General features: G+C 71.3%; 19 protein-coding genes and 1 pseudogene. 9 read left to right on the top strand and 11 right to left on the bottom strand.

Features of this window, described 5'->3' with window-relative positions; all coding sequences use genetic code 11:
* Both ACF1BN_RS37310 and ppgK read left to right on the top strand, forming a co-directional pair.
* A pseudogene (locus ACF1BN_RS37310) lies at nucleotides 1-126 on the top strand (4-hydroxy-3-methylbut-2-enyl diphosphate reductase); the annotation flags it as partial.
* 29 nt (nucleotides 127-155) lie between these two features.
* Nucleotides 156-905, top strand: coding sequence for a polyphosphate--glucose phosphotransferase (ppgK, locus tag ACF1BN_RS37315; RefSeq protein WP_392336054.1), 750 nt, complete (start codon nucleotides 156-158; stop codon nucleotides 903-905).
* A gap of 300 nt (nucleotides 906-1,205) precedes the next feature.
* Here ppgK and ACF1BN_RS37320 read toward each other — a convergent pair whose 3' ends face one another.
* On the bottom strand, nucleotides 1,206-1,754 hold the full coding sequence (locus tag ACF1BN_RS37320) for a DUF6542 domain-containing protein (protein ID WP_392336055.1): 549 nt from the start codon (nucleotides 1,752-1,754) through the stop codon (nucleotides 1,206-1,208).
* A gap of 260 nt (nucleotides 1,755-2,014) precedes the next feature.
* On the opposite strand from ACF1BN_RS37320, the gene ychF reads away from it, so the two are divergent.
* Nucleotides 2,015-3,103, top strand: coding sequence for a redox-regulated ATPase YchF (ychF, locus tag ACF1BN_RS37325; RefSeq protein ID WP_376595131.1), 1,089 nt, complete (start codon nucleotides 2,015-2,017; stop codon nucleotides 3,101-3,103).
* Nucleotides 3,104-3,336: 233 nt separating this feature from the next.
* Here the strand turns inward: ychF and ACF1BN_RS37330 are convergent, their stop codons facing one another.
* The 6 genes from ACF1BN_RS37330 to ACF1BN_RS37355 all read right to left on the bottom strand — a co-directional run bounded on the left by ACF1BN_RS37330 (nucleotide 3,337) and on the right by ACF1BN_RS37355 (nucleotide 10,736).
* Complete coding sequence (locus ACF1BN_RS37330) at nucleotides 3,337-4,677, bottom strand: hypothetical protein (RefSeq protein ID WP_392336056.1); 1,341 nt, start codon at nucleotides 4,675-4,677, stop codon at nucleotides 3,337-3,339.
* A complete protein-coding gene (locus tag ACF1BN_RS37335) occupies nucleotides 4,674-6,674 on the bottom strand; it encodes a hypothetical protein (RefSeq protein WP_392336057.1) in 2,001 nt (666 codons plus the stop codon). Before ACF1BN_RS37335 ends, ACF1BN_RS37330 begins: the two co-directional genes overlap by 4 nt.
* Entirely contained in the window at nucleotides 6,671-7,465 is a 795-nt protein-coding gene (locus ACF1BN_RS37340; protein ID WP_392336058.1) for a toll/interleukin-1 receptor domain-containing protein, read from the bottom strand. Before ACF1BN_RS37340 ends, ACF1BN_RS37335 begins: the two co-directional genes overlap by 4 nt.
* A 314-nt stretch (nucleotides 7,466-7,779) precedes the next feature.
* Nucleotides 7,780-9,027 (bottom strand): helix-turn-helix domain-containing protein, encoded by a 1,248-nt coding sequence (locus tag ACF1BN_RS37345; RefSeq protein ID WP_392336071.1) that lies wholly within the window; start codon nucleotides 9,025-9,027, stop codon nucleotides 7,780-7,782.
* A gap of 1,050 nt (nucleotides 9,028-10,077) precedes the next feature.
* A complete protein-coding gene (locus tag ACF1BN_RS37350; protein ID WP_392336059.1) occupies nucleotides 10,078-10,473 on the bottom strand; it encodes a twitching motility protein PilT in 396 nt (131 codons plus the stop codon).
* Nucleotides 10,470-10,736, bottom strand: a complete 267-nt coding sequence (locus ACF1BN_RS37355; RefSeq protein ID WP_152370712.1) for a hypothetical protein — start codon at nucleotides 10,734-10,736, stop codon at nucleotides 10,470-10,472. The genes ACF1BN_RS37350 and ACF1BN_RS37355 overlap by 4 nt, the downstream gene beginning before the upstream one ends.
* 675 nt (nucleotides 10,737-11,411) lie before the next feature.
* Here ACF1BN_RS37355 and ACF1BN_RS37360 point away from each other — a divergent pair.
* Entirely contained in the window at nucleotides 11,412-11,882 is a 471-nt protein-coding gene (locus ACF1BN_RS37360; RefSeq protein ID WP_392336060.1) for a tyrosine-type recombinase/integrase, read from the top strand.
* A gap of 172 nt (nucleotides 11,883-12,054) precedes the next feature.
* Nucleotides 12,055-12,528: a nuclear transport factor 2 family protein gene (locus tag ACF1BN_RS37365; RefSeq protein WP_392336061.1), complete on the top strand. Its 474-nt coding sequence runs from the start codon at nucleotides 12,055-12,057 to the stop codon at nucleotides 12,526-12,528.
* A 61-nt stretch (nucleotides 12,529-12,589) separates the two neighbouring features.
* On the opposite strand, the gene ACF1BN_RS37370 is transcribed toward ACF1BN_RS37365, so the two are convergent.
* Genes ACF1BN_RS37370 through ACF1BN_RS37385 form a run of 4 tightly spaced genes read right to left on the bottom strand, consistent with a single transcriptional unit; the run spans nucleotide 12,590 to nucleotide 15,276 of the window.
* Nucleotides 12,590-12,724 (bottom strand): hypothetical protein, encoded by a 135-nt coding sequence (locus ACF1BN_RS37370; RefSeq protein ID WP_387276693.1) that lies wholly within the window; start codon nucleotides 12,722-12,724, stop codon nucleotides 12,590-12,592.
* Between the two features lie 37 nt (nucleotides 12,725-12,761).
* Nucleotides 12,762-13,727 carry an MBL fold metallo-hydrolase gene (locus ACF1BN_RS37375; RefSeq protein ID WP_392336062.1) on the bottom strand — a complete coding sequence of 322 codons (966 nt, stop codon included), beginning with the start codon at nucleotides 13,725-13,727 and terminating at the stop codon, nucleotides 12,762-12,764.
* On the bottom strand, nucleotides 13,724-14,422 hold the full coding sequence (locus tag ACF1BN_RS37380) for a flavin reductase family protein (RefSeq protein WP_392336063.1): 699 nt from the start codon (nucleotides 14,420-14,422) through the stop codon (nucleotides 13,724-13,726). Before ACF1BN_RS37380 ends, ACF1BN_RS37375 begins: the two co-directional genes overlap by 4 nt.
* A 50-nt stretch (nucleotides 14,423-14,472) precedes the next feature.
* Nucleotides 14,473-15,276 (bottom strand): SDR family NAD(P)-dependent oxidoreductase, encoded by an 804-nt coding sequence (locus ACF1BN_RS37385; RefSeq protein WP_392336064.1) that lies wholly within the window; start codon nucleotides 15,274-15,276, stop codon nucleotides 14,473-14,475.
* Between the two features lie 217 nt (nucleotides 15,277-15,493).
* On the opposite strand from ACF1BN_RS37385, the gene ACF1BN_RS37390 reads away from it, so the two are divergent.
* The 4 genes from ACF1BN_RS37390 to ACF1BN_RS37405 all read left to right on the top strand — a co-directional run bounded on the left by ACF1BN_RS37390 (nucleotide 15,494) and on the right by ACF1BN_RS37405 (nucleotide 20,121).
* Complete coding sequence (locus ACF1BN_RS37390; protein ID WP_387276701.1) at nucleotides 15,494-15,973, top strand: SRPBCC family protein; 480 nt, start codon at nucleotides 15,494-15,496, stop codon at nucleotides 15,971-15,973.
* 283 nt (nucleotides 15,974-16,256) lie between these two features.
* Entirely contained in the window at nucleotides 16,257-17,381 is a 1,125-nt protein-coding gene (locus ACF1BN_RS37395; protein WP_392336065.1) for a hydrolase, read from the top strand.
* Nucleotides 17,382-17,593: 212 nt separating this feature from the next.
* On the top strand, nucleotides 17,594-18,895 hold the full coding sequence (locus tag ACF1BN_RS37400) for an acyltransferase family protein (RefSeq protein ID WP_392336066.1): 1,302 nt from the start codon (nucleotides 17,594-17,596) through the stop codon (nucleotides 18,893-18,895).
* Between the two features lie 101 nt (nucleotides 18,896-18,996).
* Nucleotides 18,997-20,121, top strand: coding sequence for an epoxide hydrolase family protein (locus tag ACF1BN_RS37405; RefSeq protein WP_392336067.1), 1,125 nt, complete (start codon nucleotides 18,997-18,999; stop codon nucleotides 20,119-20,121).
* Nucleotides 20,122-20,166 lie beyond the last annotated feature (45 nt).

Raw genomic sequence — 20,166 nt, forward strand, 5'->3', positions numbered from 1 at the left:
CTGGCGCAGCGCGGCTACGCCGACGTGGAGATCGTCAAGACCGCCGACGAGACCCTCACCTTCTCGCTCCCGAAGGAGCTCCGCCGCGACCTGCGAGCCGAAGCGGCCGAGCTCGTCAAGGAGTAGGACCCGGCCCGCCCGGTTAGCTTGATTCCATGAACGTCTTCGGAGTGGACATCGGCGGCTCGGGCATCAAGGGCGCCCCCGTGGACCTCGGGCGCGGCGCCCTCGCCGAGGAGCGGTACAAGGTCCTCACCCCGCACCCCGCGACACCGGACGATGTCGCGGGGTGCGTCGCGGAGGTCGTGGCGCACTTCGGCTGGACCGGCCCGATCGGCGTCACCTTCCCCGGTGTCGTCACCGGCAGCACGGTCCGTACCGCCGCCAACGTCGACCCGTCCTGGGTCGACACCGACGCCGGCGCGCTCATCGGCGAGGCCGTCGGGGGGCTGCCGGTCACGGTCCTCAACGACGCCGACGCGGCCGGCGTCGCCGAGATGGCCTTCGGCGCGGGCCGGGGCCGCACCGGCACGGTGATCCTGCTGACCCTCGGCACCGGCATCGGCTCCGCCGTCTTCACCGACGGCAGGCTGGTCCCCAACACCGAGCTCGGCCACCTGGAGCTCAAGGGCCACGACGCGGAGAAGCGCGCCTCCTCCAAGGCGCGCGAGGACGAGGAGCTGACCTGGGAGCACTGGGCCTCCAAGCGGCTCCGCAAGTACCTGGCCCACGTCGAGATGCTCTTCTCGCCCGAGCTCTTCATCCTCGGCGGCGGAGTCAGCCGCAAGGCCGACAAGTTCCTCCCGTACCTCGAAGGCATCCGCGCCGAGATCGTCCCCGCCGAGCTGAGGAACGACGCGGGCATCGTCGGCGCGGCGATGACCGCGTCGGTGGCGACCCGCTAGCACGGCCGGGGGCGGTTGCGGTCGGGACGGTTGCGGCCCGGACGGTGAGGTGCGGCGGTGAGCCCGGGCGGTGAGGCGGGTGCGGCCCGGGCGGGCGGTGCGGTCCGAAAGTCTGTACCGCGGCCCGCCCGGCGGAAGCCTGTACCGCGGCGCGGACCGCGAAGCCCGTACCGCGGCCCGAGCTGCACCGCCCCGTACCGCCGGCCCAAGCCGCCCCGTACCGCCGGCCCGATCCACACCGGCGCTCCCCGCTCCCCGCTACCCGCCTCACCGCCCGAGCAGCGGCGGCCTAGCGGCGGCCTAGCGGGGGGCGCGGCCGCGTGGCGGGGGCTCGCGGCGGACCGGGCGGGCGCGCGGGGCGGAGCCGGGCGGGGGAGCCGTCGGGCGGCGCCGCCGACGGGTCATGTCGCGAGCCTTGCGCACGCTCGCGATGACGCCGGCGATCAGCGTCCCCCCGTACAGCCAGCCGGCGTGCACCGCGAGGGCGGTGACCACGGCCATCGCCTGGCCGCCGAAGCCGCCGGTGCCGCCCGCGATCGGCACGACGCCGACAGCGAAGGCGATCGGTACGGCGATCGGCGCGGTCACCAGGTCGGCGGTCCGGACCCAGAGCGCGGTCAGCGCGCTGACCGGCAGGAACAGCAGCCCGAACGCCAGCGGTGAACCGTCCAGGACCAGCAGGTCGAGGAACCCGACGACGAGCATCGCCGCCGACGCGAACAGCCCCGCGCCGAGCCCGGTGAGCCGGGGCGCCGGCAGCCGCCGCAGGGCCTGCACGATCGGCGCGGGCCGCCCGGCCGCCGGGGCGCCGACCCGGTAGACAGCCGCGCCGGCCGGACCCCCCTCCACCTCGACGAGCGCTCCGGGCGGCGTGAGGGGGGTTTGCGGCCGCCGGCGGCCTTGCGGCTGACTTGTCCTGTGCTGCTCCACCTCACCAACGTATTTCGGGAGGCGACGGGAGGTGCCCGGGACACGCCCTTTGGGTGATCTCGGGCCGCAGTTCGACCGAAGTCGAGCGGACCCCGCCCCCGACGGCCGGTGAGGGCCGGGCCGGGCCCCCCGTAAACTGGGGGATCGACCCATCATCCGTATCTAGGGAAGTCGCCACCGTGTCGCTCACGATCGGAATCGTCGGCCTGCCGAATGTCGGCAAGTCGACCCTGTTCAACGCCCTGACCAAGAACGACGTGCTGGCGGCCAACTACCCGTTCGCCACGATCGAGCCCAACGTCGGCGTCGTCGGCGTCCCCGACGCCCGGCTGACCAAGCTCGCCGAGATCTTCGCCTCCCAGCGCATCCTTCCGGCCACCGTCGACTTCGTCGACATCGCCGGCATCGTGCGCGGCGCGAGCGAGGGCGAGGGCCTGGGCAACAAGTTCCTGGCGAACATCCGCGAGTCCGACGCGATCTGCCAGGTCATCCGCGCCTTCAAGGACGAGAACGTCGTCCACGTCGACGGCAAGGTCTCGCCGAAGGACGACATCGAGACGATCAACACCGAGCTGATCCTCGCCGACCTCCAGACGATCGAGAAGGTCCTCCCGCGCCTCCAGAAGGAGATGCGGATCAAGAAGGACACCGCGCCGAAGGTCGCCGCCGTCGAGGCCGCGCAGGCGATCCTGGAGAAGGGCGACACGCTCTTCTCCCAGGGCATCGTCCAGGGCTCGGAGAAGGCGGAGCTCCTCCACGACCTCCACCTCCTGACCACCAAGCCCTTCCTCTACGTCTTCAACGTGGACGAGGACGAGCTGACCGACGACGCCTTCAAGGCCGAGCAGAGCGCGCTCGTCGCCCCGGCCGAGGCGATCTTCCTCAACGCCAAGCTAGAGCAGGACCTCGCCGAGCTCGACGAGGAGGACGCCATGGAGCTCCTCCAGTCCGTCGGCGCCGAGGAGCCCGGCCTCGCCACCCTCGCCCGCGTCGGCTTCGACACCCTCGGCCTCCAGACCTACCTCACGGCCGGTCCGAAGGAGTCCCGCGCCTGGACGATCAAGAAGGGCGCCACGGCCCCCGAGGCGGCCGGTGTCATCCACACCGACTTCCAGAAGGGCTTCATCAAGGCCGAGGTCATCTCCTTCGCCGACCTGGTCGAGACCGGCTCCGTCGCCGAGGCCCGCGCCAAGGGCAAGGCCCGCATGGAGGGCAAGGAGTACGTCATGCAGGACGGCGACGTGGTGGAGTTCCGCTTCAACGTGTGATCGCAGTATTACTGCAAGTCAGGCCCTTCGTTGTGTTCGCGGAGGACGGGGGGGACCGGCCTTCAGGGAGCCGGCCCCTGCTGTTTCCCCGTGCCGGGAATCGTGCTCCTCGGACCTCTGTCTTCGCGTCGCCGTTTCTCGTAGCTGTGGGCAAGGGGACTGGGGGCGGGTGGACGCTCCCCTGCCGCGGTGTGCGGCGAAGGGGAGCCTCGGAGAGCCGACCGTCTACCGGATCAGATCCTGTTCTCGTCGTCCTCGTCCCATGGTCCAGGTTCGGTGGGCCGGTGTGGGCTGTGAGACAGGTCCCAGAAGTGCGGAGACGGAGTATCCTCCTCGCCCGTCTCCCACCGACCTTGACCCCGGTCCTCGGCGTTTGCGCTGCCCCCTGCCGTCCTCGGTGTGAACGTGCTCGCACCAGGGGCCACGTCCGGGTAGGTGAACGGCGGGCCCTCGGGGGACGGTGAGCGGGGCGGCCAAGGGCCGGCGGTGTTCCCCTCGCCCGAAGGCTCGTCCTCCGGGCTCTCGTCGGGACCCAGGCCAAAGGCCCTCCTGATCTCGTCGGCAGCCTCGTCCAGCCCCTCCATTTTCAAGAACCTCATTACGCGGTGCGCGAGCACCGTGTACCCGTCCATGTCCGGCTTCAGGCCCGCCTCCGTCAGCAACAGGCGCAGTCGATCCGAGACCCCTACTTCCTCCGCGCGGTCGAAAACCCCTCCTCCGTGGCCGTCCCCGTTCCACAGCGGGCCCCCGACGGTCGCTTCGTTCCGTGCGCCCACGGGTGGGACGAGCAGGTGGCGGAAGAGCTCGGGCACTTCCTCGTCGTTGGCCGCCGCCGCGACCTGGGCGAGCGGGCCGATCATGTCGACTGCCTTCTCGATTTCGTTCTCGTGGCGGGCGAGCCACCACACCACCGCGCTGCCCGCGCTCTTGAGCACGTCGTCACCGAGATAGCGCCGCTTATTGCGCTCGTGCTGACGCTCGTACTCCCAGATCTCCTCGTCCTTGCGAAGGTCGTTCAGCTTCTGCAGGCGTTCGCGGTCGGCGGGGGCGAGGGTCAGCGTCACATCGGCCGCCATGGCCTTCACCCGTCCGCTCAGGTCGGGGAGTAGGAAGCCCAGCTGCCCCTCCAGGAGGTACCGTGCGAAGCTTGCCCGGCCGGGTTCCTCGTGACGGACTACCTCCAGGGCCCGGCTGACGACCGAGGACACGGCGAGGGCTGAGGAGGCACTGTCTGCCTGGCCGGCGTGGTCGGTGACTGGCCTCCACCACACGGTGGCGGAGAAGAGGAAGTCGTAGCCGTTCGTCGCGCTCGACAGCGCCGCGTCGACCACCCGTGCCTCCTGGTACGGCAGCTCCGTCGGCACCGCGGGCGGCTCGGGTTCCCCGGGCTCGTACGGGTCGGCGGGCGTGTGGCCACTGCTGAGGATCGTCATCACGAGCAGGAGGGAACCGGAGGCCGTGACCATGGACATAAAGCCCCACAACCATGCCGACCAGTCCAGGAAGTGTCCGAGCACAGCTGGTGCGAGGCCGCAGAGAGCGACGAACAGCAGGCGGGGAAAACGGTGTTTCATCGTTCCTCTTCCGTGGTCCGTGGTTCGGCGCCCGCACGCTCCGTACTTTCCGGGCGGGCGTACTGCGCTTGGTCGATGTGCCGCCAGAAGAGGGCGGCGACGGCCGCCCGGGACGGGTGGCGCGCAGACCGTGCCCAGCCGCAGGCGATGACGTAGAGGCGGTGGAGGGCGGCCGTGCGGCCGTGCGTCGCCCTGACCATCACGGTCAGCGCCATCTCTTGCGTGCGGTCGTCCGCCACGGCGTCCAGCCAGCTGTTCACCAGCGGGTTCCAGAGTTCCGTCGGCGATTGCGAGAACACCGTCTTCCAGCCCAGGAACAGGTCCGGCCAGCGGGGTGGGTCCGGCGCTCGGTCGCTCCTCAACAGCTCTGCGAGCAGGTGGAGATGGGAATGTGCCCCGGGTTGTTCCTGACGGGCCCGGTCCCGCAGGCGGTCAATCAGCAGCCGGTAGAGCCGACGGTCACGGCCGGTGAGGTCGAGAAGCGCTTCCCGGGCCCCGTGCGCTGCTCCCTCCCTCCGTACGGCGAGGTGGTGGAGGCGCACCACTGCTTGATCTGGGTGCGTCGCGCCGAGGCTCTGGTGACAGGCGGTTGTCAGGACACGGGCCAGGCCGTCAGGCAAGGAGCCGGACCTCGTGACGCACTCGTATATCCGCCTGCGGAACCAACCCCCGAACTCCTGGTGGCGGAGACCGAGTTCGAGAGCTGTCGCGGCTCGCGGATCGCCGGACGCCCTGGCCGCGTCGTTCGCCCAGCGCACCACGAGGGCGAAGAGGTCGTCGGGCCGCCGGACGGCCAGGGACCGCTCGCCGAAGCGGACGACGACGTCCACCTGGTCGTCGGTGGTCAGGCCGTCCAACTCGGCGGCAGAGCCGATCCAGTCCCTGAGGCCGTTGCGCACCCCGGGGAAGTTCGCCCAGAAGTACGTCCGCACCGCGTCGGCGTAGGCCAGCCGCTCGAAGCGGAGTCGCCCGTCCGGGGCCCGTTCGATCCCGAGCGCCTTCAACCGCTCCCCGAAGTCCGCCTGCGCGAACTCGGAGGTCACCTCCTCCTTGTGCCCCACCTCCTTCAACAGGCCTTGCCATGCTTCGTAAACGGTGTCGGCGCGAGCTCCCTCGAACACAGCCGCCGCGAGCAGCAAGGCCCGCTCGGGCGCGGTGCGGACCGCGACCATCTGCTGACCCACCTCACCGGCACGGTCGGTCACCGCGTGTATCGCCTGGTCGAGCCATCCCGCGAAGTCGGATCCGAATCGGCCACTGTCGCGGGCGGCCTTCACCAGCCCCGCGAGTCGCGCCAGTTCCCGCATGGGTGAGCGGTCACACAGGCGCTGGAGGTCGGCGCTCCTCAGATCCGCAGGGTGGAAGGCCATCCGGTCCATGCGGAGGTACCGGGTGACGACAGTGACGCCCCGGGGGCGCTCCAGCTTCACCCTGTGCGGTTCGAAGTCCGGCGCATGGGCGTGCTCCATGACCGACGGCAGGACGACGACCATGTGGGCCCCTGCCTCCTGGACCTTCGACCGGTGCACGGCCAGATGGTGCTGAGCCCTGGTGTACTCCTCTTCGTCGGTGATCCCGGAGAGGTCGAGAAGGAAGCGGTCCCCCTCACCGGGGGTGAGTGGCTTGTCGTTCCTGTTCTCGTCCTTGGCCGTGGCGGGAAGTTCCTCGACCCGGATCCTTTCCTCGTCGGCGCTCCTGTCCTCACCGAACCCGTGCAGCAGCATGATCGCCGCGGCACGGCGGCCGCTGCCGGGCGGGCCCTCCAGCAGCACCACCGACCCCGGTTTCTTCAGGTGGTCGGCGGCGATGCGGTAGCCCCTGGGGGGAACGAACCGGTTGGCCAGGCGCACCCGGTCCTCGCGGGCGATCCGGAGGGACTCGACCCCTTTGCGGGTCATCCAGTCCGTGGCGGCGACGTAGAAGACGTACTGGGGCCCCTCGCCGTTGTTCACCGGGCCGCGCGGATCGTTGACGGTGACGCGGTCCTGCTCCGTCATCGCCCGTCGTCCGAGCGCCGACGCTCGCGCTCGAAGCGCTGGTGGACCGTACCGCTGCTGTCGCCGGCGGTGAAGTGGACCCCGGTGTTGTCGCCCTCGAAGTGAGGTGCGTTGTACTGGTGGCCCCGGCCGGTGTTCACGGGCCCCTGCGGCTCGTTGACAAAGGTGCCGAACATGTCTCCGTTGAGGTTTCCGATGCCGCCGCGCACGCGCTGTTCGATGTCACGGGTCCGCATCCTGATGTGCCCGGTGTCCCGGGACGACTTCTCGCGTGACTTCGCCTCCGTCCGCTCCCTTGCCGCACGGCCTTCGCGGTCCGTCCTGCTCAGCTCGGGCAGCAGCCGGGCGAGGGTGTCCCCGAGCGTCGTCAGGTCCGACTCGGCGTTGCGGTGGTCGAACCGCCTGTACTGGAAGTCCGCCAGCTCCAGCAGATCGTCAGGAAGGACGGTGCGGTCGATCCGAGTGGCCTTTCCGACGAGCACGGGAATCACCAGGATCCCGCGGTCGAGCGCGGTCTGGATCTCGCGACGGGTCCAGTCCTGTTCAGCTTCGAGCGCGGGGCGGCCGTCGGTCCCCCGTACCTCCGCCCAGCGCGGGCCGATCACGGCGAGGAGCGCCTCGCACTCCTGCACCGCCCTGACCAGTTCCGCCGGGAAACGACGTCCGGGATCAATCGAATTGCTGGCGAAGAAGATCCGCTCGTCGCCGAACCTCCGGGCGAGTTCCCGGGCGATCATGGTCGCGGCGGATTCCTCGTCCCCTGTGCGGTAGTTGACGAAGACGTCGGGCATGAAGGGTCCCTTCGTGAGAGAAAAACGAATGAACGGACACGGGGCTGTGGACCGGGGTTCCGGTTCGCCGAGTCAGGGGTCCCGACCGTGTGACCGCATGGCGCGTCCACGGGAGGGCACATAAATGGAGAGGCACCGCCTGAGCGTCACTGGCTCTGGGCAGCCCGGAGAAGCCGGAAGGCGCGATGCGACGCGTCGGGCGGGAACCAGAGAGGCCCGCGGGGATCATGGGATCCGGAGGGCTGGAGGGCTGGAGGGGGCGGGTAGTGGGGCGAGCCGGGCGGCTTGAGCCCGTCTCGGTCGTGGAGCGGCTGTCAGCTGTGCGAGGGGGCGAGTACGCATGCCAGCGCGGGCTGCAGATCACGTACGGCGCGGCTGCTCCGGAACCGGGACAGTTCCCGCGCGAGGCGTCGGACGTCGCTGTTCACCGTCGCCGAGGGCGCGGCCGGCATCAGTCCCAGGAGCTCCCCGGCGATCGCGCACGCGTGCTCTACCTCCCCGGAGGCGGCATGTGCCAGGGACCTGCGGAAGCCGTACCGGGCGCGGGTACGCAACGCGTGCGGCGGGAGGCGGCGGTACTCCCGGTCGAGCACCTCGGCAGCGGCCTTGGGGCGCCCGAGGTCGTGCAGACACCAGCCGGTTGACATCGCCGCCGGATCGCTCACGTGGGAGGTGCCGATCACGGGCTCGGCGCCGTTGAGGGCGTCGTCGGCGGCGAGCAGTTCCCGCGCCCTGTCGAGGCTGCGGAGGCATTCGACTTCGTTGCCGACGAGCGCGTGTCCTTGGGCCTCTCGTTGGGCCGCGAGTCCCCTGATGCGCGGTGGGAGTTCGCTGCTCTGGGCGCGGCGGGCCAGGGCGACGGTGCCGGCGGCGTCACCGCCGTACATGGTGACCAGGGCGCGCCTTACCAATGCGTAGGAACTGAGGTATGGGTCACCCCCGGCGCGCGCCAGTTCGACGGCCTCGCCTGTCCAGCCGAGTGCCGCGTCGCTGTCCCCGGCCTCCTGGGCCATCCAGCCGGTGAACTCCGCGAACCGTGAAGCGAGCAGAAACGCGGGGGCCTGGGAGGCGGACCGGGCGCCGGAGGCGAGCCCGGCGACCATGCGGGTCTGTGTCTCCAGCAGGGGCAGCAGGACCTCGGGAGCGGTGGACTGACCGAGCTTCCGCAGCTGGTCGAACTGAATGCGGTAGGAGCCCAGGAGGGGGGCGTCGGCGGAGGACAACGCCTGACCGCCGAGTTTCAGGCCGAAGTCGATCAGCACTCCCGTACCCGCCGAGAGGACTGCCCGACGTCCGACGAGCCAGCGGCTCGGACCGGCGGGGGACTCGGCGGAGTCCGAGTCTGCTTCGGGGCGGGCGACCAGGCGCTGCAGCTCGCCGTCCGCGCCGAGGAAGGCGTCACACCGCCGGGCCAGTTCGGGGGACGGGGAACGCTCTCCGCGTTCGACCTTGCTGAGGTGTCCCTTGTCGTAGTTGAGCGCCATGGAGAACTCGGTAAGAGTCAGCCCCGCTTCCACTCGTAGACGGCGAAGTTCCGGGCCAAAACGTAAAGTCGTGCTCATCATCAACCTCCCCTTGAACAGTGACCGCGAGAGCCGTCCGCCCTCACGGGAGCCGTCATCAGACGTTCACCGATCGACGCGAAACCCGGCGGTGAACACCTGCTGTAACGGCGTCGTTTCGCTTCGCGTCCGAAACTGAGTCTGGCACGACCCTCGTCTGGAGAATCGGGGTTCGGCGGTGTTGCCCGTTGCCTCTTTCGTTCTTCGCTGTTCCCCGCCCGTTCCTCGGAGTGACCGGGATTGACCATGATCGGAACAAAGTGTTCGAGAGCGATGGGGTCATGGGCGGGGTCCCGTCCTTCACGAAGTCGCAGTGCTCGATTACGTAGCCGCAGCTGGTCTCCGCGGGTGCCGGAACGGCATCGGCCACCTCGCCGGGGACAGGTCGGTACGGTCGATTCAGGCGGGGGCGACGAAGATGTTGTCGCCGGTGGGGCGGAGGCACCCAGCAGGGGCCAGGTTCGGGACTCTTCGACCAGTGCGCGGCTGGCGTCCACCTGCCAGAACTGGGAGTAAAGGATCACCTGGGTGTGGTCGGCGAGGTCGTTGATGATCTCGGTGAAGTGGGCCGAGGGCAGCCGGGGGCGTCATCTGTAGCGGTCGCTCGGAGGCGTGCTGTGAGCGGAGGGGTGACAGGGCTGCGTGCGCCGAGTTCGGTCATGGCCCAGCGGATGTCGGGCGGGCTCGCTCCAGTCCGGCGGTGTCGCCCGCTCCAGGCAGGCACGGTAGGCGCTCGACCGCGCCTTCGATCTCCAGGCTCGCCAGGGCCATCGCCTCCCATTCCCGGACGGTGGAGTCGTTGCTGCTCAGGAGAGCGATCAGGTCGGGTATGTCAATCGAACTGGCTCTGGCCTGCATATGGTGGCGACCGAGAGTGCTGGTCGAGCCGGTGGATGCCTACCCGGGCCAGCTGCCTCTCCACCCACACGTCCAGAGTCGCGGAGCCCTGAACGACGAGTCGAATGGGCGCATCGCTGCGCGTGACGATCGTCGCCGTGCGTCACCACCGGATGTGAGCCAGAGTCGAACGAATTACGGTCCCGCGCTGGACTACGAGACGGTGCGGATGACAGGGGCGGGTTTGATGTCCTGGGCGTCGATGAGGGTGCGGATGTCGTTCGGGTCTGAGGTCCAGATGATGGCGCCGAGGCTGGCTGCCATGGTCACGACGGTGGCGTCGACGATGTCGGAGGTGCCGGCCTTGCCGCAGAGGATGCCTGCGGCTTTGGCGGTTTCGAGGCCGACGGGTACGACGTGGCACCCGGCGAGGAACTTGCCGAGCCTGACCTGGCGGCGGGGGTCCCGCCATGCCTGGCTGACGATGACGGACGGGACGTGGATGTCCCGGCCGTCGTCGAGGGCCAGGCTGTGGCGGGCCCACATGCGTCGGTCGTCGTTGTCGATGGCGATGAGTACGCCGGCGTCGTACAGGTAGGGGATGTTCACGCGGCCGAGGCTCCCGGGCTGCTGAGGTACTCGGCATCGGCGGCGGCAAGGTCCGCGCGGGCGGCGGCTAGCTCTTCGGGGGTGAAGGCGCCGTGTTCTGCCTGCCACTCCTGGATGACGGCCCGGCCGGCCCGCAGGCGCAGCTCGCGTTCGGCTGCTCCGGCGACGAGACGGGAGAGCGGGATACCTTCTTCCTCGGCGGCTCCGGCCAGGGCTTCGACCAGAGATTCGTCGAGAGTGATAGTCACCTTCTTGGTAGCCATACATCAACCATAGCGCGGTATGGCCTTCGATGCTGGTGCACGGATCACGCGCATGCAAGCGCGGAGGGCGTGAGCGCATCCAGCGAGGAGGGTCTCGCCGATCCGATGGCCCGCGGGACCGTGGGGAGCGGCTGGGTCCGTATTCGCTGGAAAGGGGGGTTTGGCGGTGAAGTCCTTGCCCGTCCGTGAGGTGGCGGTGCAGCACGGGCCGGGCGGAGGATCGTGGGGGGCTCGGGGCGGCGAGCGTCTTTCAGAGGTGCAAGAAGGACGTCCGGGACCGGAACCTTCCCTGTGATCGTCCGCGGTGTCTGCATGGGTGGACGGTGCGCTACCGGGAGCGGGCGGTAGGCGCGGGCGTCAGCGGGAGAGGTCGTTTCCCCGTCGGGTGGGTGCGGATGGTGCGGACGCTTTCGCCGACAAGGTCGAGAACGACAAGAAGGCCAGCTTTCGCTTTGATCCCGGGCGAGGGCTTGTGGAGTTGCGAGTCTGCCTTCGTCCCCCTGAAGCATCGACTGGAGAAGGTGCCGGGGCGTCCCCACCGCCCTGTTCGTCGAGCAGGAAATTGATGCTCATCTCCGCTGGTGGAAGCCGGTGCCCGTGGTTTTTACTGGGCAGAAGGGACAGTGCATTCGACTCGAGACCTTTTTCGCCCCGCGTCAGCCTGGCGCCGGGGTGATGCCGTCCATCGCGTCCTACGGCTACCAATTCAAGAAGGCATGCCTCCTGGCTGGCTTGGTCGATCTGGACGGCAAGGCCAAATACACGCCCCATAGCCTGCGGCTCTTCCTCGCCTCCACCGCCCTGGCCAACGGTGTGCCGATCCATGAGGTGTCGCGTTGGCTGGGGCACCGTTCGGTCAAGACGACGGTCGATATCTACGGGCATCTGCTGCCCGGCGCGTGGGAGCGCTGCCGGGAAGTCTTGCAGCGCTCCATGCGGCCCGTACCCCCCGGACGTGACGTCCCTGCCGTCAGAGGAGGTGAGCTCGAGCGCCGGCAACCAGGCTGTGTAGGCGTACGAGGGCTGGCTGGCCTGTGTGGTGCTGGGATGGAACACCCGTGCTGGGATGGTGTTGGGATGCCCCTTGAAGAACCCGCGTTTCCACAGGTGAGAGCCCTGTATTACGGATTCCGGTTCAACGTGTGAGCGGAGCGCCGGCGGGGCGGTCTGGAGGTCGGGGAGGGGGCGTCTGCGGGGGCGGGCCCTCTGGGTGTGGGGGCGGTGGAGTGGTTCTCCAGTGAGGATGGAGCGGGCGGGGAGAGGGTGGCGACGGTGCTGCCGTCGCCGTGGCGGCAGTGCGTCACGGGAGGGAGTCACTGTGTCCCAGTCGGTCCAGACGGCCCAGGCGGCCCAGGAGACGTACAGCCAGGTCGGTGGAGACCTCTACGCCGAGGTCCAGACGTACTACGCGTGGCAGATGCGGCGGGTGGACAGCCTGGACATCGAGGGGTTCGCGGCCACCTTCACCGAGGACGGTCAAGTGGTGCACGCCGGCGGGCAGCGCCAGCGCGGGCGGGAGGAGATGATCGCCGGCATGCGGGCCAGTCTGCCGCGCTACCGGGACATCGCCGTCCGCCACTGGTTCGGGCACCCGCTGATCGAGGCCGACGCGGACGACCCCGACACGCTCCGCGTCTCCTACTACACGCTGGTCACCCTGACCGATCGCGAGGGGAAGGTCTCCTTCCAGCCCACGTTCACGGTCGAGGACGTGCTCGTGCGGCGGGGCGGCCGGCTGCTGACCAGGTCGCGGGTGATCCACCGGGACACTCCGGTCGAGAGCGCGTCCTGAGGACGGACGGAAGGGCCCTCCGAGTCCGCTCGGAGGGCCCTTCCGTCCGCTCTCACGCCGGTCAGTCGATGCCCCGGCAGATGTGCGGCTCGCTTCCGTCGTCGTCGGGTTCCCCTGCCAGCAGCAGGACCGGCACGCCCGCGGCGGTGTCGTGTTCCTTGGGGTCGGACCGTTCGCGTTCACCGACCGTCACCATGGTGGGTTCCTCCTTCTCGGCCGTTGCGTCCGTCTCCTCAGGCGTGGCAGGCGGGCAGCCCGCCGTTGAAGGCGACCATCTCCCCGAACGACCTGGCGACGTCGATCCTCGCCGCCGGGGGCAGGCCCTCGACCTCCGCGTACGCCCGGTGCAGGTTGCCGACCAGGCGCTCGGCGTCGACGAGTCCGGCGAAGGCGCCCAGCTCCGTCCGGTGGGCGGCCTCCAGCGGGGTCAGCCCGTCGCGTACGCCGTCCTCGGCGGTCCGCCGCAGGAAGCGCAGGTACGCCTCGGTGAAGTCGAACAACTCCGGTCCGCCGACGGGGCCGTGGCCCGGGACGACCGTACGGGCCCCCAGCGCGCGCAGCCGGTCCAGGGCGTCCAGCGAGCCGCTGACCGAGCCGAACAGGACGAAGGGCGTCACCCGCGACCACACCACGTCCCCGGTGAACAGGACGGAGCGCTCGGGGATCCACGCCACCACGTCGTTCGCCGTGTGCGCCGGGCCGACGTGCAGCAGCTCGACCCGCAGACCGCCCAGCCGCAGCGTCAGCGACCCGTCGAAGGTCAGGTCGGGCAGCACCAGGGGCGTGCTGCCCCAGTCGACGTCCGGCCACAGGCCGCGCAGGCCGAGCCCCGCCTCCGCCGAGTCGGCCCGCGTCCCCTCGTGGGCGACGACCGCGGCGCGCGGCGCGAACTGCCCGTTGCCGAAGGTGTGGTCGCCGTGGAAGTGGGTGTTGACCACGTAGTCGGGGCCGGCCGGCGCGACGCGCTCGGTCTCCGTCCGCAGCCGGCGCGTGCGCGCCTCCGTCGCGGCGGTGTCGACCAGGACGGTGCGGTCCGAGCCGACGACGAGCCCCGCGTTGTTGAGGCACCAGCCGCCGTCCGGCTGCACGTAGGCGTACACCCCGTCCGCCAGTCGTCGGAGCGCGGGCGGCTCCCCGTCCGGGCGTGGCCCGGTGTCCGGCCGCGCCTGTTCGGGCAGGTCCGTCGCCGTCTCGTTCATGCCGCACTCCGCTGCTCGGTGGTGGGCAGGCCGGTGAACCCGCCCCGGTGGAAGAGAAGGGGGTCGGGGGAGCGGTCGCGGATGACGACCGCGACCGCCCGGCCGATGAGCAGGGTGTGGTCCCCCGCCCGGTGCTCGTGCTCCAGGACGCACTCCACGTACGCCTCGGCCGACGGCATCACCGCGTTGCCGGTGACGCCCGGGACGGCCGCCATGCGCCGTACGGCCGCCTGTCCCTCGCTCCGGTCGGGGCGGCAGAACTCCACGGCCAGGTCCCGCTGTCCACGGCCCAGGACGTTCACCGCGAAGCTCCCGGCGGCACCGACCCGCGGGCGGATCCGGCCGGCGGACTTGACCGAGACGAGCAGCAGGAGCGGGTCGAGCGAGACGGAGACCAGGCTGTTGAGCGTGATCACCGAGGTGTGGTCGCCGTAGCCCTGGGTGAGCAGGGTGACGCCGGTGGGGAACCGGCCCATCGCGGCGCGGAAGTCCGCGGCGTCGGGGGCGGGCGAGGGCTCCGGCCGAACCGCCCTCGCCCCGCCGCCTGTTGTGCCGCCCGTCGTGCCGCCTGCCGTGCCGTCCGTCGTGCCGCCTGCCGTGTCGCCCGTCGTGCTGCCTGTCGTGCCGCCCTTTGTGCCGCCCGACGCCGTCAGGCCGGCCGGCGTCGTGTCGGAGGGTGCTGTCGTGGTTGTCATGGGTCGCGCTCCGTCTCTGCGCGCGGCGCCTGGCCGCGCCACGTGGTGGCTCAGTAGGCGCCGAGGCCGCCGCAGACGTTGAGGGCCTGGGCGGTGATCGACCCGGCCTCGTCCGAGACGAGGTGGCCCACCAGGCTCGCGACCTCGTCGGCCGTCGCGTAACGGCCCAGCGGGATCTTGGAGGTGAACTTCTCCTGGATGTCCTGCTCGCTCACGCCGTAGTGCGCCGCGTACCCCTGCCGCACCCGCTGCGCCATCGGCGTCTCCACATAGCCCGGGCAGACGGCGTTGACCGTGATCCCGCGCTGCGCCAGCTCCTTGCCGACGGCCTTGGTGAAGCCGATGACGCCGGCCTTGGAGGCCGAGTACGGGGCGGCCAGCTCCACGCCCTGCTTGCCGCCGGTGGAGGCGATGTTGACGATCCGGCCCCAGTCGCCCTCGCCCATCCGGCCGGTGCTCAGCACCTCCCGGGTGACCCGGAAGGTCGCGTTGAGGTTCGTCTCGATGACGTCGTCCCACAGGGCGTCCTCGATCTCGGCGGTCACCCCGCCCCCGCCGCGGCCGGCGTTGTTCACCAGGACGTCGACGCGTCCATACGCCGCGACCGCCGACGCCACCGCGGTCCTGATCTGCTCCACCGAGGTCACGTCGCAGACGGCGCCGGAGACCTCCAGGCCCTCCTCGCGCAGCCGCTTGACCAGGGTGGTGACGCTCTCCGCGCCGCGCGCCACCCCGAAGACGGCGAAGCCCCGCCGGGCCAGCAGCTCCGTGACGGCGAGCCCGATCCCGCTGGTCGCCCCGGTGACGAACGCGACCCGACGGGTCTGCCCGGTGGCCGGTTCCGCGTTGCTCATGGTCTCTCCCCTGATCGTCGGACGGTCGGTTCATGACGAGTGGCCAGGACCGTCGCCGTGCCGGCTAGGGCGCCGCTCGATCCGGCCCGGAGCCGGGCGGCGGGGAGTCGGGCGTCCCTCAAGCGCGGCTCGACACCCGGCCTAGCGCCCGGCCCGACCGTCGTCCCTCGACCGGCCGGATCGCGCCACCGACGCGCGAGGTGACCAAGGAGGGCACGTGCCCGAGCAGACGATTGCGGACGTACGCAAGTGGGTGACCGTCGCGGCCACCCCGGAGGAGGCGTTCAAGGTCTTCACCGAGCGCCCCGCCGACTGGTGGCCGCCGAGCCACGTCCTGCTGAAGAAGGAGCGGGCCGGCCTGGCCTTCGAGCCGGGGGCCGGCGGCCGCTACTACGAGTGGGACGTGGACGGCGAGGAGATCGACTGGGGCCGCGTCCTCGAATGGGTTCCCGGCCGACGGATCGTCATGACCTGGCGGATCAACGCCAGTTGGCAGTCCCTGCCGACCGACGACGGGGCCAGCGAGATCGAGGTCGACTTCGAGCCCGCCGAGGGCGGCGGTACGAAGGTCACTCTCGCCCACGTGAAGCTGCACCAGCACGGCGAGGGCGCCGACCGCATCTTCGCCGCCCTGGACGGACCCTCGCCGGGCGAGACGCTCGAACGCTTCGAGCGCGCCGTCCGGGCCTCGCGCTAGGCACTGGCCCCTGCGCCGGGCGCCGGTCCTCGCGCTCGGCACCCTCGCGCCGAGCACCGGGCCTCGCGCCGAGCACCGGGCCTCGCGCCGAGCACCGGGCCTCGCGCCGAGCACCGGGCCTCGCGCCAAGCACGGTCCCCGCGCCAAGCATTGGTCCTCGCGCCGGGCGCCGGTCCCTCGCGCCAGGCGCCGGGCCCCGCGCCGGGTGACGCCCCGGGCCTCGCGCCCCCATCGCACCGTACGTCCCGTCACCGAGCACGCCTCGGAGGAGGAGAGCACCAGGATGCCTGCCGACACACAACAGGAAACCGGACTGGGCACGGGCGCGGAGAAGGTACGCGTCCTCGCCGCCCCGCACGCCCAGGACGCCGACCGCGACCGCGCCCTGCGTCCCGAGGTGGTCGAGGCGGTGCGGGAGGCCGGCTTCGCCCGCCACTTCGTCGCCTCCGCGCTCGGCGGGGCGGAGGGCTCGTTCGGCGAGCTGGTCGAGGCCGTCGTCTCCGTCGCGGAGGAGTGCCCGGCCACCGCGTGGACCGCCTCCCTCGCCGCCCACTCGGCCCGGCTGGCCGCCCACCTGCCCGCCGAGGGACAGCGGACCGTCTGGGCCGACGGCCCCGACACCCTGATCGCCGCCGGACTGATCCCGTCCGGACGCGCCGTGCCCGCGGAGGGCGGCTGGCGCGTCGCCGGACGCTGGAACTACGTGAGCACGGTCGACTCCGCCGACTGGACCCTCGTCTGCGCGGCGGCCCCCGCCCCGGACGGCCCGCCGCGCCTCCTCTTCCTCGCCCTGCCCCGCGGCTCCTACCGCACGCTCCCGACCTGGGACGCCATCGGCATGACGGCCACCGGCAGTCACACGGTGGTGGTCGAGGACGTCTTCGTGCCCGAGCACCTCGGCTTCGACAGGACCGAACTGCTCACCGGCCGCAACACGTCCTCGGACGCCGACGTCCACCGGGTGCCGTTCGCCGCCGTCGCGGGGCTCACCTTCGTGGCGCCCGCGGTGGGAGCCGCCCTGGGCGCGCTGCGCGCGGCGGGCACCGTCCTGACCGGCGACCGGCGCACCCCCGACCGGGAGGCCGTCCTCACCCGCGCCGCCGCGCGGATCGACGCGGCCCGTCTCCTGGTCGAGGAGAACGCCCGCACCCTCGACACCCGGGACTTCACGCCGGCGACCCTCGCCCGCTCCGAGCGCAACGCCGCGGCGGCCGCGGAGCTCGCCGCGGAGGCGGTCTGGACGCTGATCCGCACCTCCGGCACGGGCGCGCTCTCCGCCGGCCACCCCCTCCAGCGGTTCTGGCGCGACGTCGTGACCGCGAGCAGCCACAAGGCCCTGCAGTTCGAGACGTCCGCGGCGCGCAGCTACGCGGCGGCGGTCCTCGGCCCGCGGGACGCGACGAGCTGACCGACGCCCGGCCCCGTCGCCGCCGTACGCCCCGTGCCGTACCCCCCGCCCCGCCGTACACCCCGTACGCCGTACGCCCCGTACCCCCGCCCCGCGGACGCCCGCCCCGCCCCCGCCCCGGGGGCGGGGCCGGATCCCCGCCCCGCCTGCCCGGCCCCCACGACCGGGAGACACGCCCCACGTCACCCCATTCCGGAACCAAGGAGCGCACCGTGCCAGCAGCAGCCCCACACGACGCCCCGGGCGGCGTCCGCTCGACCTTGCCCTCGCTCACGGGGCTGCGTTTCGTCGCGGCCTTCGTCGTGCTCGTCTCCCACACCGGCTATCTGTTCTTCATGGGCGCCGACCCCGCCGACGACTACTCGGACTACCTGTTCGTGATCGGCTCGCTGGGGCTCACGTTCTTCTTCGTGCTCAGCGGGTTCATCCTCACCTGGGTGGCCCGGGAGGACGACACCCGCCGGCTGTTCTGGCGGCGCCGCCTGGTGAAGATCTTCCCCAACCACCTCGTCACCCTCGCCGCCACCGTGATCCTGATGACGGTGACCGGTCTCGCCGTCACGGTCGAGAACACCCTGCCGTCGGTCTTCCTGCTCCAGAGCTTCTTCCCGATGCAGGACGTCATCCAGGGGCACGGCATCAACTCGCCCAGCTGGTCGCTCACCTGCGAGCTGCTGTTCTACCTGTGCTTCCCGCTGCTGCTGCCCCTGGTCCGGCGCATCCGCGACAGCCGCCTGTGGCTGTGGACGGGCGGCTTCACCCTCGCCGTCCTGGCGGTGCCCTTCGTCGCCCAGGTCCTGCCCGACCAGCCCGTCATGTGGTGGGGCGGCGACATGTCCTGGTGGGAGTACTGGTTCGTCTACCACTTCCCCGTGACGCGCATGCTGGAGTTCGTCATCGGCATCCTGATGGCGCAGATCGTGCTGCGCGGCCGGTGGATCGGACTGAAGCTGCCCTGGGCCGCGCTCCTCGCCGTCGCCGCCTACGGCGTGACGACCCAGCTCCCCGACGTGTTCGCCTGGATGTCGCTGAGCGCGCTGCCGCTCGCGCTGGTGATCGCCGCCGCGGCCACCGCGGACGTACGCGGTGAGCGCACCGGCTTCGGAGGCCGGACGATGGTGTGGCTCGGCGAGATCTCCTTCGCCCTGTACATCGTCCACTACCTCGTCCTGTACTACGGGCCGGTGCGCGCCGTCGACCCGACGCACGGGATGGAGACCTGGAGCTTTGCCGAGGCGCTGGGCGACATCGCCCTGACCATCGGGATCAGCCTCGTCCTCGCCTGGCTCCTGTACACCTTCGTCGAGCGGCCGGCGATGCGGCGCTGGAGCCGCCCCTCCCGGAGCCCGGCCGCGTCCGCCACCGCGACCGCCCCTCCCGGCACGGCCACGACCACCGGCACGGCGACGAGCACCGGTACGGCCACGACCACCGGCACGGCGACGACCACCGGCACCGCCGCCGTCGGGGCGTCCGAGCCCGCGCCGCGCAAGGAACCCACCCTGCTGCAGTGACCGGCGGCCCGGCCGACGGGCGAAGCGCCGCGCACACCGCCGCGCCGCGGGGGCTCACCGCCCTCGCGGCGCGGCGGGCGACCACTCACCGAGGAGCACCCATGACGCCTCCGATCACCCCCTTCCGCGTCGCAGTGACGGACGCGCAGCTCGCCGACCTCGACTCCCGCCTCGCCCGCACCCGCTGGCCGGACCGCGAGACCGTCGACGACTGGTCCCAGGGAATGCCCCTGGGCTACGCCCAGGAACTGTGCGCGTCCTGGAAGGACGCCTACGACTGGCGGGCCACCGAGGCCCGGCTCAACCGGATCCCCCAGTACCGCACGGAGATCGACGGCCTCGGCATCCACTTCCTCCACGCCCGGTCCCCGCACCCGGAGGCCGTACCGCTGCTCCTCACCCACGGCTGGCCCGGCTCCGTCGTCGAGTTCCTCGACGTGATCCGGCCCCTCACCGAGCCGGACGACCCGGCGGACGCCTTCCACGTCGTCTGCCCCTCCCTGCCCGGCTTCGGCTTCAGCGACCGGCCCGCCTCCCACGGCTGGACCGCCGAGCGGACCGCCACCGCCTGGCACACCCTCATGGAGCGCCTGGGATACGGCCGCTACGCCGCGCACGGCGTCGACTGGGGGTCGTTCATCACCACGATCATGGGCGAGCAGGACCGGGGCGCGCTGCTCGGCATCCACGTCGCCATGCCCTTCGCCCGCCCGCCCCAGGAGCAGGTCGAACTCGACGAGCGCGACCTCGCCGGACTGGCGCGGATGAAGGCCTTCAAGGAGCAGGAGGGCGGCTACTCGGTCATCCAGACCACCCGCCCCCAGACCCTCGGCTACGGCCTGACCGACTCACCGGCCGGCCAACTGGCGTGGATGGCCGAGAAGTACTGGGCGTGGAGCGACCACGACGGCGACCTGGAGAAGGCGATCCCCCGGGACCGGCTCCTCGACGCGGTCAGCGTCGCCTGGTTCGCCGGCACCGCCGCCTCGTCCGCCCGGATCTACTGGGAGAGCCAGAACAGGATGGCGCTCGGCGAGGTGCCCGTACCGGCCGCCGTGGCCAACTACCCCAAGGACGGGCGGATGCCGCGCCCCTGGATCGAGGGGCGCTTCACCGACCTGCGCAGCTGGAAGGAGTACGACACCGGGGGCCACTTCCCCGCACTGGAGGATCCCGAGCGGCTCGTCACCGACCTCCGGGACTTCTTCCGCGACCTGCGCCCGTAGGGCCGGGACCCGCGCCCGTAGGGCGGCGCCGACCCGCGCCCGCAG

It is taken from the genome of Streptomyces sp. NPDC014861 (genome assembly GCF_043081625.1).
Taxonomy (GTDB): domain Bacteria; phylum Actinomycetota; class Actinomycetes; order Streptomycetales; family Streptomycetaceae; genus Streptomyces.

Coding starts and splice junctions, on each gene's coding strand:
- ppgK (WP_392336054.1), top strand. CDS start 156: ATGAACGTCTTCGGAGTGGACATCGGCGGCTCGGGCATCAAGGGCGCC.
- ACF1BN_RS37330 (WP_392336056.1), bottom strand. CDS start 4,677: ATGAAACACCGTTTTCCCCGCCTGCTGTTCGTCGCTCTCTGCGGCCTC.
- ACF1BN_RS37335 (WP_392336057.1), bottom strand. CDS start 6,674: ATGACGGAGCAGGACCGCGTCACCGTCAACGATCCGCGCGGCCCGGTG.
- ACF1BN_RS37340 (WP_392336058.1), bottom strand. CDS start 7,465: ATGCCCGACGTCTTCGTCAACTACCGCACAGGGGACGAGGAATCCGCC.
- ACF1BN_RS37345 (WP_392336071.1), bottom strand. CDS start 9,027: ATGAGCACGACTTTACGTTTTGGCCCGGAACTTCGCCGTCTACGAGTG.
- ACF1BN_RS37355 (WP_152370712.1), bottom strand. CDS start 10,736: ATGGCTACCAAGAAGGTGACTATCACTCTCGACGAATCTCTGGTCGAA.
- ACF1BN_RS37360 (WP_392336060.1), top strand. CDS start 11,412: ATGCCGTCCATCGCGTCCTACGGCTACCAATTCAAGAAGGCATGCCTC.
- ACF1BN_RS37370 (WP_387276693.1), bottom strand. CDS start 12,724: ATGGTGACGGTCGGTGAACGCGAACGGTCCGACCCCAAGGAACACGAC.
- ACF1BN_RS37375 (WP_392336062.1), bottom strand. CDS start 13,727: ATGAACGAGACGGCGACGGACCTGCCCGAACAGGCGCGGCCGGACACC.
- ACF1BN_RS37380 (WP_392336063.1), bottom strand. CDS start 14,422: ATGACAACCACGACAGCACCCTCCGACACGACGCCGGCCGGCCTGACG.
- ACF1BN_RS37385 (WP_392336064.1), bottom strand. CDS start 15,276: ATGAGCAACGCGGAACCGGCCACCGGGCAGACCCGTCGGGTCGCGTTC.
- ACF1BN_RS37395 (WP_392336065.1), top strand. CDS start 16,257: ATGCCTGCCGACACACAACAGGAAACCGGACTGGGCACGGGCGCGGAG.
- ACF1BN_RS37405 (WP_392336067.1), top strand. CDS start 18,997: ATGACGCCTCCGATCACCCCCTTCCGCGTCGCAGTGACGGACGCGCAG.